This window comes from Methyloversatilis thermotolerans (genome assembly GCF_000372885.1).
GTDB classification, from domain to species: domain Bacteria; phylum Pseudomonadota; class Gammaproteobacteria; order Burkholderiales; family Rhodocyclaceae; genus Methyloversatilis; species Methyloversatilis thermotolerans.
Genome location: NZ_KB889967.1, coordinates 2,142,838 through 2,159,126, shown reverse-complemented (window position 1 = coordinate 2,159,126; position 16,289 = coordinate 2,142,838). Strand labels below are relative to the sequence as shown.

Here is a 16,289-nt window from a genome sequence, read left to right as displayed (position 1 = left end):
GACAACCATGCATCCGAGCGCGATGGACAACGGCATGCGCTTCTTTTCCACCTATTTTTCCGGCGCTGGCGGCGAAGGCGCTCAGCCGCTGATCCTCGATATCGGCGCCCAGGACATCAACGGTTCGCTGCGTCAGGTTGCGCCAGCGGGTGCCCGCTATCTGGGTCTGGATTTCGCTGCCGGTCGTGGCGTGGATGTGGTGCTGGAAGACGCCTACCGACTGCCGTTCGACGACGGCATCGCTGACGCGGTCGTGAGCAGTTCGTGTTTCGAGCACATCGAAATGTTCTGGCTCATGTTCAATGAAGTGCTGCGCGTGCTGAAGCCCGGCGGTCTGTTCTACCTGAACGCGCCGTCGAATGGCGACTATCACCGCTACCCGGTGGACTGCTGGCGCTTCTACCCCGACGCAGGCGAAGCGCTCGTGCGCTGGAGCATGCGATCGGGTTACCGGCCGGCCCTGCTGGAGTCCTTCACCACCTTCCAGCGGCTCGACATCTGGAACGATTTCGTCGCCGTGTTCGTCAAGGACGAGGCCAATGTCGATCGGCATCCCGCGCGCATGCTCGACCGGCTCGAACGCTACATGAATGGCCGGCGCCATGGCCATCCTGACATCCTTCGACCGCACACTGCGTCGGAAGACGGTGCACGCCTTGAGGCGCTCACCGGCCACGCCAAGCCGCAGCAGTAGGCGGACTGCTCAAAATCCCGATGACCTCGACCTCACAAGAAGCACACATCGACACCGCTCTGGCCGACCGCCTGGACGCCGTCTGGGGCGACCCGGCGGTATGGGTGGAACAGGGCCTGCACTGGACCCACATTCCGGCCGTGAAGGCGCGCGTGAACGAACAGGTGAGCGGTCATCCGTCCGTCACGCCGCTGCAGTGGTTCTTCGGCATCGTCGGTGCGCATCGCCCCCTGCCGCTGCGTCGCGTGCTGCTTCTGGGCTGCGGTCAGGGAAGCGACGCCCTGGAACTGGCCAGGTCCCGACAGGCCGATGAGATCGTCGCCATCGACCTGTCGGCAGCCGCGCTCGAGCGAGCGCGCGCGGACGCACGGGCGGCCGGCGTGGCGGTGCGCTACATCCAGGCGGACATGAACAGTCTGCCGCTCGGCCAGCCCGGTTTCGAGCCGGGCAGTTTCGACGCCGTGCTGGGCATCGCGAGCGTGCACCACTGCGCCAGTCTCGAAAACCTGTATGCCTCCGTCGCTGCACTGCTGACGCCAGGGGGCTGGTTCTTCCTCGACGAATACGTCGGCCCGGACCGCTTCCAGTGCTCGAATGCGCAGGTGCATTACATGGGACAACTGATCGACCTGCTGCCCGATCACCTGCGCAGGATGGCGGACGGGCAGATCAAGGGGCGCCCCTGGCGGCCTGCGATCGACGAAGTCATTGCGGTAGACCCGTCCGAAGCCGTACGTTCGTCGGAACTGTTGCCGCTGCTCGAACGCCACTTCACGATACGGGCGCACCGTCCGTACTGTGGGGCACTGCTGCGGGTGGTTCTTGCCGGCATCGCGCAGAACTTCATGCATGCGGATGCAGCGCCCTGGCTGCACGGCCTGCTGAGGGCGGAAGAAGACCTGTTCCAGTCCGGACGGCTTCAGCGGGACCTGGCCTGCGTCATCGCCCGCGTGCCGCCCGCAGCCACTGCGCCATCCACTCCGTATCGTTGACCCCGAGCGCGAGCAGCGGCTGTGGCGCCCGCACGGCGCAGTCCGGCGGCAAGGCCGCATAGGTTTCGCGAATCCATGGCAGGCGTTCGAGCAGCACGTGGCTGGATGGATCGAGCCCGGTCACCACGGTCAGACCGGTCGGCGCCGCCGGCACGGTCATGATGCACAGATCCGGTCGCAGCCCACGCAGGCAGGGCACGATCTTCCATCCATCGCCGGTATAGAAACCGGTGCGCCGTTCGCGGCCCGCGGTCAGGGCATTCAGTGGCAGCGTGTCGTGCAGCAGCAGTACCGCGCCGGGCGCTGCATGACGTTCGGCAGCGATGAAATCGTCCAGCACGGTTTCGAAACGGTGATCGCCATCGATGAAGGCAAGATCGAATCCACCCGGTTCCAGACCGCTCTCCGCGGGCACCGCCGCGAAGAACTCGGCACTGGTCTGGCGATAAAGCCGGGCGTCCGCACGACACTGCTGCAGGGGGTCACCGATGGGCGCAGGATCGACGCCCACCACCCGGGTGGACGGTCCTGCCAGAGCCAGCGAAGTACCCTTTTCGACACCGATTTCCAGATACAGGCGCGGCGCGAGCTGCGCGTGAAACCAGGCCAGCCAGAACACGTAATCGGGGCCGGGCCAACGCAGCCGTGTCAGCGCGACATGCACGCCCGGCAGATTGGGTTCGCGCACCAGTACATCCTGCAGACACGCTTCTGCCGCATCCCGCTGGCCGCGGGCCATGAGGCGGCGGAAACGGCGAAGCGCCTCTTCTTCGAGCGGGTGCGGCGCGGTCATGGCGCCTCCGCGCCTGCCCCGTCCAGCGCGCTGCGCAGATCCCGGCCAAAGCGTTCGGGATCATGGTGCGCCTGGCACTGTGCCCATGCGGCCTGCTGCTGCCTCACCCACAGCGCGTCATCCTTCAGCAGTCGCACGATGCCGCGCGCGAATGCATCGGCGTCGCGCCCGGACTGGATGTCGATGCCCTCGGTCCAGCCGAGCTGTCGCAGCAGCACGGCCGAAGCGACAACCGGCACGCCCTGTGCGGCCGCCTCGATCACCTTGAGCGGCACGCCGCCGGAAAACCGCACCGGCGCGATGAATACGCGCGCACGGTCATAGAAGGGCTCTAGCGCGGCCTGCGGACCGAGTATGTGCACATCGCCGCAGGCGAGGGCACTCACCCGGCCCGAATGATTCATGCCCACCACCGACAGTACCGGCGCCTGCGGCAGCAGCGCGCGCAGGCGGGGCATGACTTCCGTGACGAACCAGACCAGCCCGTCCTCGTTCGGCGTACCGGGGTGCATCGCGCCGACGAACAGCAGACCGCTGCGCTGCAGCGGCCCCGGCACCGACCGGCGCACCGGAATCGCGTGACTCAGTACCCGCACGCGATGACCTGCCGCCTGGAACAGCGCGCCGTCCCGTGCAGACACCACCCACACCTGATCGACGCCGTTCGCCAGCGCGATCTCGCCGGCCAGTCGCGCCTGCGCCGCCGCCCGCGTCATCGGCCGCCCCTTCACTGCCGCCTCCGGAATTTCACGCAGGGCGAACAGTGCTTCGGCGTCATAGATCAGACGAATCCCGGCGAAAAGATCCGGCCGGCGCTGGCGCAGCGACGACAGCGCCTTCAGGTTGGGTGGCCGGCTTACCACCATCACGTCATACACGTCGCGACGCAGTTCGAGAAAGGATTCGAGCCGGCCCATGCCCCAGCCCAGCGCGACTTCAGTGCACGGCGGCAGCGAGGCATACACGTCCCGCCAGTCATCGGCTTCCTGCCACAGCGGATAGAAAGTCACCGGCCAGTCGCGCAGCGCGTGCAGCATGAGGCGCGCACGCGGCAGCCCGCCGCCCTTCACCATGTGCGGCACTTCGTTGTCGAGGATGAGCACGCGCGGGCGGCGCGGGTGGTCCTCCGGGGAGTGCCAGCGGTCACCGTCCAGTGGCTGTGGCGCCGGCCGGCCTTGCCCGCGCAGCCACTCGTCATGCGCTTCGACGAAACGACGCCGGTTCTCGCACATCTGCTGCGGCACCTCGTCGCCCGTGGCACTGCCCCATTCCAGATGTTCGACCAGCACGGCCGGCTCATACACGACGCGGAAACCTGCACGCCAGACGCGCAGGCAGAAATCCGTGTCTTCGTAATAGGCCGGTGCGTAGCGTTCGTCGAATCCACCCAGCATGTGCCACAGCGGCGTACGCACCGCCATGAAAACGCCGGACACATAGTCGGTGGCGCGACGGGCCATCGCTGCGGGACAGAACGGGTCTTCGCCACGGCCGATGCCCAGCGTCGAGCCGTCGCGGAAAATCGTGTTGCCCGCTTCCTGCAGGCCGCCCGCGGTCAGCACGATGCGGCCACCGAGCACGCCGGTATCCGGTTCGGCATCGAGGTGTGCCAGCGCCGCCGCCAGCGCGCCCTGCTGCAAAATGGCATCGCTGTTCAGGAACACCAGATGACGGCCGCGCGCCAGTGCTGCGGCCTGATTGGCGGCACGCAGAAAACCCGTGTTTTCCGCATTGCGCACGATGTGCGCGCCGCGCACGCGCTGCAGCAGCGCGCCGGTTTCGTCGTCCGAGGCGTTGTCCACGATGACCGTTTCGAAGGCCACGCCACGCTGGTCGGCCAGCGCCTGCAGCGTCGTGCGCGTCAGGCCGGCCTGCTTGTAGAGCACCACGATGACCGACAGATCCGGTGTCGTGCGGGCCGGAACTTCCGGCAGATCAATGGCCGCAGCCTTGTCCAGCCAGGCATGCAGCGCACGGCGGGCGCGGGCACGTATCTGCGCCTTCGGGTCGTGCGTCTGCGCACTGGCCTGCACACTGTCGACGAAGCGTTCGCATGCCTGTTCGATCTGGCGCGCGACGCGACGCCCGTCGAGCAGCGGTGAGGCGGCCATGCGGGCGCGCAGCGTACCGCGATGCTGCCTGAGCGCCTCGACATCCCCGGCCAGCGCAGTGGCGATGCCGACAAAAGCTTCAGCACTGTCGGCCACCCAGGCATCGAGTCCGAGTGATGCCAGCACCGACAGGCCCTGACGGGCACCGGCCCAGTCGCCCGCCCGGCTGATCACCGGCACGCCCATCCACAGCGGATCGAGCAGACTCAGGCCGCCATTGCCAGGAAAGCTGTCGAGCAGCAGATCGATCTGCTGCAGCCAGTCGAGCAGTCCGTTGTAGCTGCGCGGCGGGTCGAAGGCCACGCGCAACGGGGCAACACCGCGGGTGCCCAGCGCGGCCAGGATGTGCGCGCGCTGAGGTCCGTCGTCGGCGACTTCGCCGATGAAACGGATGGACGAGTGCGGCGTGGCAACAAGCACCTGCGCCCACATGTCGATACAGGCCTCTGTCATGCGCAGTCCGCGCGCAGTCACACCGAAGGTGACGGCGCCAGTGCGCAGCACGGGTGGCGATAGAGGCTGCGGTGCATGGACCGGCGGATCCCAGCACCACTGGCCGCCTTCGATCCGCCACAGCGCCTCTTCGTGGAAGGCTTCGTGCCCGACCGGCACCGCCCGCTCGTCGGTCAGCAGCGCATCGAACAGCCCGCCGCCGGTCACCGGACATCCGAGCCAGCCCACCTGCAGCGGCGCCACGCGGCGGGCATAGGCTTCCAGCAGTTCGAACTGGCCTTCGAACGGATGCAGACCGCCCGCATCGATCAACACGTCGATGCGGTTGGCCGCGCACACCGCCGCCAGCGTGTCGGCGCGCAGCGGCTCGCAATGGATGTGCGCAGGCAGGCCGGGCTGGGGCAGATTGCTGAACAGGAACACTTCCGCCCGCTCGCCGTCGTGCGCCGCCAGCACGCGGCGCAGCAGGCTTTGATGCTGTTGCCCGGCGACGTAGGCGATGCGCGGAGGTCTGGCGTAGCCATGCAATGCGGGCGGTCGCGGCGTGCTGTTCAGGCCACCGCGCAGCTTGAGCATGCGGTACAGATCGCGCGCATCGCGCGCCAGTTCAGCCGGCGTCGATGTATCGGACAGGGTGGCCGCGTAGAGCGCGGCAGCAGCCATCCAGGGATCGAGTGGGCAGAGGTCCCCGGCGATCGCACACAGACGATTCAGACCGTCGTGGCCGTGGCGCGCGACGGCCACGCTCAATGCGTCGCGCAGCACGGCCTGCCGCGCCGCGACCGGCATCCACTTCAGCGCGGCCTCCGCACCGGGCACCGCACGCGCCGCAAGACGGGCCAGCACACCCGCTGCGCCCGCTACGTCCCGATGTTCGTTCAACAGTCCGCGACACAGTTCGCGTGCCCGATGCAGTTCATCCGCCTGCGCGGTCCCGCCTTCGGCGAGCAGACGCGCCTTCATCAACCGGGCCGCTGCATGGCCCGGCTGTCGCCCGAGTACCTCATCCACCGCCGCCAGACCGCGATCGGTATCCCCCATGCGCAGACAGGCTTCGGCCATTTCCAGCAAGGGCAGCACATCGTCCGGCTTCATGGTACGGATGCGCAGGAAGGCGAGCAGCGCCTGACCGGGCCGTCGGTCCGCCAGCAGTATCCAGCCCAGTTGCCGCAGGCTGTCGCTACGATCCGGCAGCAGCAGCAGGGCCGTTTCGATGGCGGTTTCGGCTTCGCTCAGCCGGCGCTGCCGCAGCCGCACTTCCGCCAGCGCGCGCCAGGCATCGGCCTGCTTCGGGTCGTGCGCGACCGCGACCAGCGCCAGATCCGCCGCGCGGGCCAGTTCGTTTGCGGCGGCCAGCACGAAGGCAGCCTGTGTCTGCACGGCGGCATCACCCGGCTGGCATTCGAGCGCCCGCTCGATCGCCCGCTTCGCCACCGGCAGATCGCCCTGTTCGAGCGCCAGCCAGCCCAGCGCGCGCAGCGCGGTCACATTGTTCGCATCGACGCGCAGGGCGCGCGCCAGCGCACGACGCGCGAGGCCGCCCCGGCGTCGCTGGCCATGCACCGCCGCAAGCAGCCGCCAGAGCTCGCTCTCCTCCGGCTTCGTGCGCAATAGTGACAGCAGCAGCCGGCGTGCATCGTCCGTGCGCTTCAGATCGAGCAGCGCCTGCGCCTTCAGCGCCCGCGCCGGCAACGAGTCCGGCCGCTGCTGCAATGCGAGATCAGCCAGCCAGAGCGTCGCTTCGGCGCGTCCCCAGCCGGACTGGATCTGCGCGCGACGCAGCAGCGCGTCGGCGTTCGCCGGATCGCGCTGCTGGACTTCGGCGAAACAGCGGTCCGCGGCGTCGAGATCGCCCGCGCGTTGCTGCAGCACGCCCAGCAGATACCAGGCATCCGGTCGCTCGGGATGCGCGTCCATCTGGGCACGGGCCAGTCCGATGGCCTGAGCGTGGCGGCCCTGTGCCCACTCGTGGAGGACCCGTTCGGTGATCAGTTCGGCATCGAAGGGGAGACGTTCGAGCCCGCGTTCAAGCGCCTGACCGGCCTGGTCCGGACGGTGCAGTGCCGCGTGGCACTGCGCCAGGTGCAGATGCAGCGTGCGCTGTTCCGGCGCGTCGAAGGGAAAGCCGGCAACGGCTTCTTGGTACAGGTCGACGGCTTCCGCGAGATGGCCGAGCCGCTGCAGCAGCCAGCCGAACTGCAGCAGACGCGGTGGCTGGCGCGACGCCTGCAGCGCCTTTGCCGCCCAGTGCAGGGCCTCGGTCAGCTCACCGGCGTCCTGCAGCAGCCAGGCCAGCGTTGTCGCCGCTTCATCAAGGCGCTCGTCCAGCTGGCAGGCGCGGCGCAGCGCATCGATCGCCTGCGCGGTTTCACCGCGCCGCTGGTGCAGCAGGCCGGCATACCAGTGCAGCGGCGCGTGATGGGGTGCGTAGCGCAGCGCCGGACCCAGCACCTCAGCCGCAGCGTCGAGCTGGTTGGCATCGAGCAGAAAATAGCCGAGCGCGGCCGCAGCCGATGGCCCGGCGTCGTCGGCGACCGCCTGCTGCGCACAGCGCAGGGCGGCTGGCCGGTCGCCGTCGGCGAAATGCCGCCAGGCTTGCCGGACCCGATCCGTCGCATTCACGGTGTGCGCCGGCTCAGGTCGGTGAGCCGCCCGATGCCGGCCGGCTCGCTACGACGGAAAACATCGACACTTCCCTGTTTTCGGCAGGTTGTTTCTGGGAGTGGAAGCTCACGCGGCAATCGGTGAAACCCATCGTACCCAGCGCCGAAACGAAGAACTGCGGCGTGAATTGCCACCAGGTGTGCACCTGATCACCGCCAGCGTGCGGCAGCAAGCGGCACAGCGGTGCCTCGCCCAGTGCCGGGTCGTACAGCTCGGTCACCACCACCGTACGGCGGACCCGCTCCGCCACACTCTGCAGCAGATCAAATGGACGGCGGCAATGCAGCAGTACGGAGGCCAGCACGCCCATGTCGAACGGACCGAAACCGGGCGCCAGTTCGTACGGATCCGCTTCGAACACCCGGACGCGCGAGCCGTGCTGCCGGTGCAGATACCAGAACGAATTGCGCACCCGTTCGATCTGTTCGCTGAAGGTTTCCCGCCAGCCGGGCGTGTCGAATCCTTCGAGCGGCACCATATCCCACAGGTGCGACATCGGCGGTTCGACGCAGGTGACGGTCGCTCCGGCCATCTCCATGCAGAAGGACAGAAAGCCGCTCGCCGGACCGATTTCCAGCACGGACTGGCCGGTCACGCAGACGTCCCCGAGATAGCCGAAGGGATCCCGTCTCAGATCCCACTCTCCGGTCACCGCGCTGCCGTCATCCAGATCGCAGGAGTGGTAGAACCGGCAGTCCTCGCGCCGCGGAAAACGCGGCATCACTTCCCGCATCGGCTGCGGCAGCGGCAGCCGCGCGGAGTCCGCGGCGGACAGGGTCCGGTCGGGCACGCTGGCAGCCGGGCGCGGGGCGGCGGGCTCGACGCTCGCGGACCGGCTGATGTGTGCGGCCAGCAAGGTCAGCAGTTCGCCGACGATGAGCGGCGTGGACAGGGCATGGCTGGTCGCCTGCCGCCGGGCGGCTTCGCGCTGCGCGGCGCTGAGCACCGGGTCGTACAGATGGCGCAGGGCCAGCGCCCAGTCGGACACCGGTGCCTCTGGCGCGAGCACGAAACCGCCGTTGCCGACCAGATCGGGCAGCGCGCCGCGGTTGCTGGCCAGCACCGGCAGACCGTTGAGCTGGGCCTCGATCACCGTGCGGCCGAAGGATTCTTCCCATACCGAGGGCATCAGCAGCACCCGCGTGCGGGCGAATACCTCGCGCATGTCGCGCATCGGGCCACACCATTCGATATTGCCCAGCCGGGCCGCCCGGTCGAGGCAATAGGCGCGCCAGTGCGGGTCGATGTGCCAGCTCTCCATCACGAGGAAAGGCAGTTCCGGGCAGGCCGCCGCCAGCGAGAACAGGGTTTCGACCCCCTTGATCGGCGTCGGATTGACGAACAGCACCTTGTCGCCGGTCTGTCCGCTCACATAGGACTCGGCCGCCACCACCGGCGGAATGACTGCGCAGTCGATGCCGTACAGCGTGCGCCAGCGCCTTGCCGTAAAGGCCGAATTCGCAAGGAACAGCAAAGAAGGGTGGGGCGCGAGATGGCCGCCGAGCTGGTGCGTCTCGACGTTGTGCAGATAGACCGCCGTGGGGCGACCGGTCTTGAGGCTGGCCAGCACCATGGGCGCCAGCGCGTGGCCGTTCTGCACGACGATGACGTCGGCCCCCCAGGCCGCGGCGGCCATGGGCAGCGCCTGTTCCGGCGCATCGGCGCGCAGGACGAGGTAGCCGAGGCTTTCGTCACCGCTCGCCGGCTGCTCGACGTCAGGCTGTTCGGCCGGAAGCCGTCCGCACAGCACCGCCGCCTCGGCGCCAATGGCCTTGATGGCCAGACACAGGTCGTGGGTGGTGGTCTGCAATCCGCCGACGATGTCCGGCAGGTGGGCGTAATTGGAAACAAACAGGACGCGCATGGCCCGCTCGAAATGTCAGTGAGGGGGCGTATCGCCCGGGGCGGCGAACCCGCCTGCCGGTCAGGCCCGCCCCGTAAAGAGTGCTCAGGAAGCGATGACCGTCAGCCCGGTCCCGAGCAGGTTCTGCAGAGTCTGCGTCGGATTGGCATTGACGTTCCGGTCGACGGAAGTCTGCACACGGTCCGGGGTCAACCCAACGCCCGGGCTGCCGCCGCCCGTGCCGCCCGAGTTGCCCGTACTGATCAGGTTTTCGGGGGGGGCAGGCGGCGGGTTGGGGTTGCTGCCCTGGTTGCCACCGGTCGGCGAGGTTTCCAGGCTGTTCAGCATGCCGTTGAGCTGATTGATCGGAACACGGGTCGGCTCGCTGGGAGCAGCGCCACTGCCGCTGATGGTCGAACCGAAACCCGGTCGCGTGATGACCGCGACGTTCGACGAGTTTCCGTCATCGTCGACCCGGACGACCCGCTGCTCGTTCGACGAGTTTCCGCCATCGGAGACGGCGACCCCGACGACCCGCTGCTGCTGACCAAACATGAATACCGTCGACAGACCGGGGGCTTGGGAGCCTATGGCGGGGCCCACATTAAGCGCTTTAGCCTCCGGCTTCGGGAAGGTGGGCACATACTGGATCAGGGAGATGCCACCGCGGATTTCCACCCTGCCGACGTCCGTGATGATGGCGGTCGCGGTGTTCTTGCTGATGTGACCGCCGACGACGCGCACCAGTCCCTGATTCAGCCGCAGCTTGATTGCGCCCTGCCGGGTGGCCGGGTCATAGTTGAAGGTGTCGATCACCAGTTCCGTATCGGGCCCCATGGTCACCGACGACTGGTCCAGGAACAGCACGTGCAACTGGCCGTTCGGCCCGGAGCGCAGCGTTTCGCCGGGCTGGACGCTGTCTCCGACCACCACGGTCTTCTTGTTGGCGGTCGCCGGGGCGCTCGCGGTGATCGCGGACACGATGCCGGCTCGGGGGGCCGGCGCGGTCTGCGCGTGGGCGGCGGGCAGGGTGGCACCGGTCAGGGCGGCGGCGATCCACCAGTCCTTGGAAATCGGCGGGGTCATTGCGCGTTCCTCGTAATATCGGTTCGGTTCATTGTCAGGGTCATGGTCATTCCGCTCACCGGTCCCGGAAGGGGGTCAGAAGCGGTAATTGACGGCGCCGAACAGCGACGAATTCTTGTTGCGGTAATTGGGCAGATTGGCGTCGGTTTCGATGCGCTCGAGCTGAACCAGCACCGACCAGGCCGTCGTGAGCGCAAAGGTATTGCCCACGCCCAGTCGCCATTCGGTGTCGCGCCGCCGCTTCGACGGGTCCACCGACGGATCGGCGGCGTCGTAGTGCCGCTGCAGCACACCGCCCCACACCGACGTGGTCCAGAACCCGGCACCCTCGACAAAGGGGTTGGCGTAGCTCAGGGCATAGGTGACCCGGCCTTCATGGGCGTCGTAGTCGTAGAAATCACGGTCCGTGCGACGGAAGCGGCTGCGCAGTTCGCCGCTGAGCACCGATCCCGGGCTGAGCTCGCGGCTCAGCCGCACGCGGAACAGATTGTCGGGGCCACCGAGCTGGTTGGCGTTCGGCACGTCGATACGGGTGGCGTAGTCGAACTGGCGGTATTCGTAGCCGGCATCGATGCGCGTGCGCTCGTCGATGACGTATGCGACATCCAGGCCTGCGCCGAAAATGTCCAGCAGCTTGTGGCCCTGGGACTGGATGCCACCCAGAATCAGGTGCGGCCGCAGCGTGAGACCGGGCGCGCCGACAGCCGAAGGCTTGAAGCGGATGCCGCTGGTGGCCTCCGCCAGCACGTAGTTGTACGGGTCGGTCTGGCCGACGCTCAGCTGCGATCCGGACGAGGAGCTGTACTTCACGGCCTGCGCCACCAGCGAACTGACGATGGCCGCCTCGTTCTGGGTGCCCAGGTCGTAACGGTGATCCAGACGCAGCGTCGCCTGCACGTCGGTGTCGGAATGCGGCTTGAGCGGACCGGGCACGGCCACCGGCAGACCACCGGCCAGCACGGTGTCCCGATCGGTGCGCGCCGCGGGATTGCTCTGCACGCGCAGACCGATCATCACCGAGCCATCCAGTTGGGAAATCTGGTTGCGTTCGCGGGTGTCACGCAGCAGGGCTTCGGCCTGGGTGCGGTATGCACCGGTCAGTTCCGGGTTCTCCAGCGCGTGAACGAGCAGGCTTTCCGCCATGGCGTAGGAGCCCAGACGGTAGTACAGCACCGCCAGTTCCAGGCGCACGGCCGGGTGCGCGGCCGGATCGAGCAGCAGGCGCTCCATCGCGGCGATGCCACCTTCGTAATTGCCGTCCTGCACGAGCAGGCGGGCGTAGTTCAAGCCGGCTTCCATGTTGGCTGGCGCGCGCAGGACCTGCTGGAAAGCCTCATCGACCTGTCGGTCGAGCGGCCAGTTTCCCGGGGTCTGGGCATTTGCCGATGCACACAGAAGGGCGCCTGCGGAAATGATCGCGAGCGGCAAGGGCCGGAAAACTCGATGGTCAGTCAGACGCCTCAATTGGGATTCCTCGGATGTGGATACTTGTACGTATACGGCCGGAATGTAACAGAACTATACGTCCGAGGCCGCAGAGAATCGCCCGCCGTGTCCGCAGATGCACGCGTTCGGGACGCAGGGGCCGGAGGTTTGAATCCGCGGAGGTTCGAATCCTCTTTCCCCGACCAGGAATCCCGCAAGAAAGCCACCCTCAGGGGTGGCTTTCCTGTTTTCCGCCGGTCTGCGCCCACAAAACACCTGCGCACGCTTAAGCTTGCGGCCTCTTCCTTCCGTGCGACCGGCGCATGTCCCGCATACTGTTCTTCCTGTTGCTCGTCCTGCTGGTCTGGATCTGGTTCTTCAAGCGGCCGTCGATGCGGCGCGACAAGCCGGCGCCCCCGCGCGAGCCGGAGCCCGAGCGCATGGTGACTTGTGCGCACTGCCGCCTGCGCCTGCCGGAAGGCGAAGCGATCGCCGCTGAAGACGGGCTGTTCTTCTGCTGCCCCGAACACCGGGATGAACACGCCGCGCATGGCTGATTATCCGCACGGCGACGTGCTGGAGGAGCGCTGGCTCACACCGCTGCGCTACTTCAATCTGTATCGCCTGCTCATTTCGTCGGTGCTGCTCGCCCTGGTGTTCGGCGTGCCCGGCGAAGTCAGTTTCGATGGCTACCATGGCCCGCTGTTCGCCCGGCTCGCGATCACCTACTGGCTGCTGGCGATAGGCATCACGCTCGGTGCGGACCGGCTGTTCAAGGCCGACGCCCGCCTGCCTTTCGGCGTGCTGTCCGACATCCTGTTCCTGACCGCGCTCACCTACGCCGCCGGTGGCATAGGCAGCGGACTGCCCTTCATGCATGTGGTGGTGCTCGCCTTTGCGGCACTGGTCGGCCAGGGGCGGCTGGCGCTCTTCTATGCCGCGGTCGCCAGTCTGGCGCTGCTGTTCCAGCAGGCGCTGCAATGGGTGGCACAGGAAGGCGATGGCGGCCGCTTCGTGCAGGTCGGCACCATCAGCATCGGCTTCTTCGCCACTGCGATCGCGGTGCGGCTGCTGGCGCGCCGCGTCATCGCCAATGAAATGCTGGCGCGTGAGCGCGGCCGCGACCTGGCCGAACAGATACGCGTCAATGAGCGCGTCATCCGCGACATGGACGACGGCGTGCTGGTGGTCGATCCCGGCGGGCGGGTGCGCCAGGCCAATCCGCAGGCGCGCCGACTGCTCGACCCGGACATGCCGCGCCCGGTCATGGTGGCCGACTATTCGCCGGCGCTGGCTTCGGCGCTGGATGCGCTGAGCGCGGGCACGCCCGAGCGCAGCTTCATCCTCGACCTGCCGAGCCGGCCGGCGGCAGTGCGGGTGCGCTGCATGCCTGCAGGGGGCGCCGGCGGTCACCTGGTATTCATCGAGGATCTGGAGCGTCTGCGCGAACAGGCGCGGCAGATCAAGCTGGCCGCGCTGGGCCGGCTCACCGCCAGCATGGCGCACGAAATCCGCAACCCGCTTGCCGCCATCACGCAGGCGGCCGAACTGCTGGCCGAGGAAAGGCGGGCAGAAACCCAGGCGCGGCTGATACGCATCATCGGCGACAACAGCCTGCGGCTGGACCGCATGGTGAGCGATGTGCTCGAGCTGGGCCGGCGCGATCGCGCCGAACCCGAGTTGCTGGAGCTGTGCGGCTGGCTGCGTGCCTTCGTCGAGGAATACGCCCTGCGCGACCCCGACCTGCGTCGTCGCGTGCTGTTGCGTGCCGACGGCGAAGCGCTGTTGCATTTCGACCGCGGCCATCTGCACCAGGTCATGTGGAACATGCTCGGCAATGCGCTGCGCTATGCCACGCGCAACGATGCCGCGGTGTGCATCACGGTCTATGCGCTGGAGCATTCCACCGAGATCGACATCGTCGACGACGGTCCCGGCGTGCCCGAGGGTGTGCGCGCCCATCTGTTCGAGCCTTTCTTCACCACGCACAGCCGCGGCACCGGCCTGGGCCTGTACATCGCGCGCGAACTGTGCGACGCCAACGGAGCGACGCTGGACTTCGTGGATAATGCCCCGGGCGCCCGCTTCAGGCTGCGCGGCATGAACAGGAGCACGGACGAACGATGGAACGGCGACGGGCTGAACGCGAACTGAAAGTGCTGGTGGTCGACGACGAGGACGACCTGCGCGAACTGCTCGACATGTCGCTCGCCCGCATGGGTCTGCACGCGTCGCTGGCCGCCTCGGTCGGCGAGGCGCGCGAGCTGCTGGCGCAGGAACGTTTCGCCCTGTGCCTCACCGACATGCGCCTGCCCGATGGCGAAGGCATGGATCTGGTGCGCCATATCGCCGAACATCATCGCGATGTGCCGGTCGCGGTCATCACCGCCTTCGGCAGCATGGACAATGCGGTGGCCGCGCTGAAGGCCGGTGCCTTCGATTACCTGGCCAAGCCGGTTTCGATCGAACAGTTGCGCGCGCTGGTGCGTTCGGCGCTGGACGTGCCGGCGCGCGCCACGCCGCAGCCCATGGTCGGCGGCGACGCGCTGGTCGGCGACGCGCCGGCCCTGGCGCAGGTGCGCGACATGATTGCCAAGCTGGCACGCAGCGGCGCGCCGGTGCACATCCACGGCGAATCGGGCAGCGGCAAGGAGCGCGCGGCGCGCCTCATCCACGACAACAGCGCGCGCCGCGACGGCTCCTTCGTCGCGGTGAACTGCGGCGCCATCCCGGAGAATCTGGTCGAATCCGAATTCTTCGGCTACACCAAAGGCGCCTTCACCGGTGCCGAGGCCGATCGCGAAGGCTTCTTCCAGGCGGCGCGCGGTGGCACGCTGTTTCTCGACGAAGTCGGCGACCTGCCGCTGGGCATGCAGGTGAAGCTGCTGCGCGCGATACAGGAAAAGTCGGTGCGCCGCGTCGGCGCGCGCAGCGAGGAAGGCACCGACGTGCGGCTGATCAGCGCCACCCACCGCAGCCTGAAGCAGATGGTGGAGGAGGGGCGCTTTCGGCAGGATCTGTTCTACCGCCTCAATGTGCTCGAACTGCGCGCATGCCCAGCCTGCGCGAATGCCGCGAATCCATCCCGCAACTCGCCCAGACCCTGCTCGACCGCATTGCCGCGGCGGACGGGGCGCGGCCGCGTCTCACCCCGGCCGCCATCGACGCGCTGTGCGCCTATCCCTTTCCCGGCAATGTGCGCGAACTGGAAAACGTGCTGGAACGCGCCTACGCGCTGAGCGGCGCGGAGCAGATCGACGCCGCCGATCTGGGCCTGCAGCCGGTGGACGACGATCTGCCGGAAATGCCGGCGGGCGAAGTGCCGCTGCAGGAATACCTGGACCGGGTCGAGCGTGCCGCGATCGAGGACGCGCTGCGCAAGACCCGCTACAACCGCACCGCCGCCGCCCGGCTGCTCGGCGTCACCTTCCGCTCGCTGCGCTACCGGCTGCAGCGGCTGGGCATCCATGACTGAGCGGTCGCGTGCGCCGGTTGAGTGGGCTTCGTTCCACGCTGCATCGCGGGCAAGCCCGCTCCCACAGAAGCGGGGCGCCGTTCGTGGTTCGGGCGAGTTCTCCCATACAGACCGGGCGCCGTTCGTGGTCCGCCCGAGTTCTTGTGGGAGCGGCCTCTGGCCGCGATGCGGCCCATGCATGCCGCGGGCTTCGTTCCACGCGGCATCGCGGGCAAGCCCGCTGCCACAGAAGCGGGGCGCCGTTCGTGGCTCGGGCGAGTTCTCCCACACGGACCGGGCGCCGTTCGCGGTCCGGGCGAGTTCTTGTGGGAGCGGCCTCTGGCCGCGATGCGGCTCATGCATGCCGCGGGCTTTGTTCCACGCTGCATCGCGGGCAAGCCCGCTCCCACAAAAGCGGGGCGCCGTGCGTGGTTCGGGCGAGTTCTCCCACACGGACCGGGCGCCGTTCGCGGTTGGGCGACTTCTTGTGGGGGCGGCCTCTGGCGCGATGCGGCCCATGCATGCCGCGGGCTTTGTTCCACGCTGCATCGCGGGCAAGCCCGCTCCCACAAAAGCGGGCGCCGCCGTGCGTGGTTCGGGCGAGTTCTCCCACACGGACCGGGCGCCGTTCGCGGTTTGGGCGACTTCTTGTGGGAGCGGCCTCTGGCCGCGATGCGGCTCATGCATGCCGCGGGCTTCGTTCCATGCTGCATCGCGGGCAAGCCCGCTGCCACAGAAGCGGGCGCCGTTCGTGGTTCGGGCGACTTCTTGTGG

General features: G+C 68.0%; 9 protein-coding genes and 1 pseudogene. 5 read left to right on the top strand and 5 right to left on the bottom strand.

All coding sequences use genetic code 11. The annotated features are described in order from the left end of the window. Window positions 1-7: 7 nt before the first annotated feature. Both A3Q7_RS0109475 and A3Q7_RS0109470 read left to right on the top strand, forming a co-directional pair. Window positions 8-694, top strand: coding sequence for a methyltransferase domain-containing protein (locus A3Q7_RS0109475; RefSeq protein WP_026224666.1), 687 nt, complete (start codon window positions 8-10; stop codon window positions 692-694). A gap of 20 nt (window positions 695-714) precedes the next feature. After that, window positions 715-1,686, top strand: coding sequence for a class I SAM-dependent methyltransferase (locus tag A3Q7_RS0109470; protein WP_018411628.1), 972 nt, complete (start codon window positions 715-717; stop codon window positions 1,684-1,686). On the opposite strand, the gene A3Q7_RS0109465 is transcribed toward A3Q7_RS0109470, so the two are convergent. From A3Q7_RS0109465 to A3Q7_RS0109445, 5 genes are all read right to left on the bottom strand, one after another. Beyond that, window positions 1,634-2,479: a class I SAM-dependent methyltransferase gene (locus tag A3Q7_RS0109465; protein ID WP_018411627.1), complete on the bottom strand. Its 846-nt coding sequence runs from the start codon at window positions 2,477-2,479 to the stop codon at window positions 1,634-1,636. The two genes, A3Q7_RS0109470 and A3Q7_RS0109465, sit on opposite strands and share 53 nt — an antisense overlap. After that, window positions 2,476-7,665: a tetratricopeptide repeat protein gene (locus A3Q7_RS0109460; RefSeq protein ID WP_018411626.1), complete on the bottom strand. Its 5,190-nt coding sequence runs from the start codon at window positions 7,663-7,665 to the stop codon at window positions 2,476-2,478. Before A3Q7_RS0109460 ends, A3Q7_RS0109465 begins: the two co-directional genes overlap by 4 nt. A 13-nt stretch (window positions 7,666-7,678) precedes the next feature. Further along, a complete protein-coding gene (locus A3Q7_RS0109455; protein WP_018411625.1) occupies window positions 7,679-9,571 on the bottom strand; it encodes a glycosyltransferase in 1,893 nt (630 codons plus the stop codon). Window positions 9,572-9,655: 84 nt separating this feature from the next. Continuing rightward, window positions 9,656-10,636, bottom strand: a complete 981-nt coding sequence (locus A3Q7_RS0109450; protein ID WP_018411624.1) for a FecR family protein — start codon at window positions 10,634-10,636, stop codon at window positions 9,656-9,658. Between the two features lie 75 nt (window positions 10,637-10,711). Next, window positions 10,712-12,100, bottom strand: coding sequence for a hypothetical protein (locus A3Q7_RS0109445; protein ID WP_051079124.1), 1,389 nt, complete (start codon window positions 12,098-12,100; stop codon window positions 10,712-10,714). 284 nt (window positions 12,101-12,384) lie between these two features. On the opposite strand from A3Q7_RS0109445, the gene A3Q7_RS0109440 reads away from it, so the two are divergent. The 3 genes and pseudogenes from A3Q7_RS0109440 to A3Q7_RS19725 all read left to right on the top strand — a co-directional run bounded on the left by A3Q7_RS0109440 (window position 12,385) and on the right by A3Q7_RS19725 (window position 15,536). Continuing rightward, on the top strand, window positions 12,385-12,618 hold the full coding sequence (locus A3Q7_RS0109440) for a PP0621 family protein (protein ID WP_018411622.1): 234 nt from the start codon (window positions 12,385-12,387) through the stop codon (window positions 12,616-12,618). Next, window positions 12,611-14,215 carry a sensor histidine kinase gene (locus tag A3Q7_RS0109435; RefSeq protein ID WP_051079191.1) on the top strand — a complete coding sequence of 535 codons (1,605 nt, stop codon included), beginning with the start codon at window positions 12,611-12,613 and terminating at the stop codon, window positions 14,213-14,215. Before A3Q7_RS0109440 ends, A3Q7_RS0109435 begins: the two co-directional genes overlap by 8 nt. Beyond that, a pseudogene (locus A3Q7_RS19725) lies at window positions 14,185-15,536 on the top strand (sigma-54-dependent transcriptional regulator). Before A3Q7_RS0109435 ends, A3Q7_RS19725 begins: the two are co-directional and overlap by 31 nt. Window positions 15,537-16,289 lie beyond the last annotated feature (753 nt).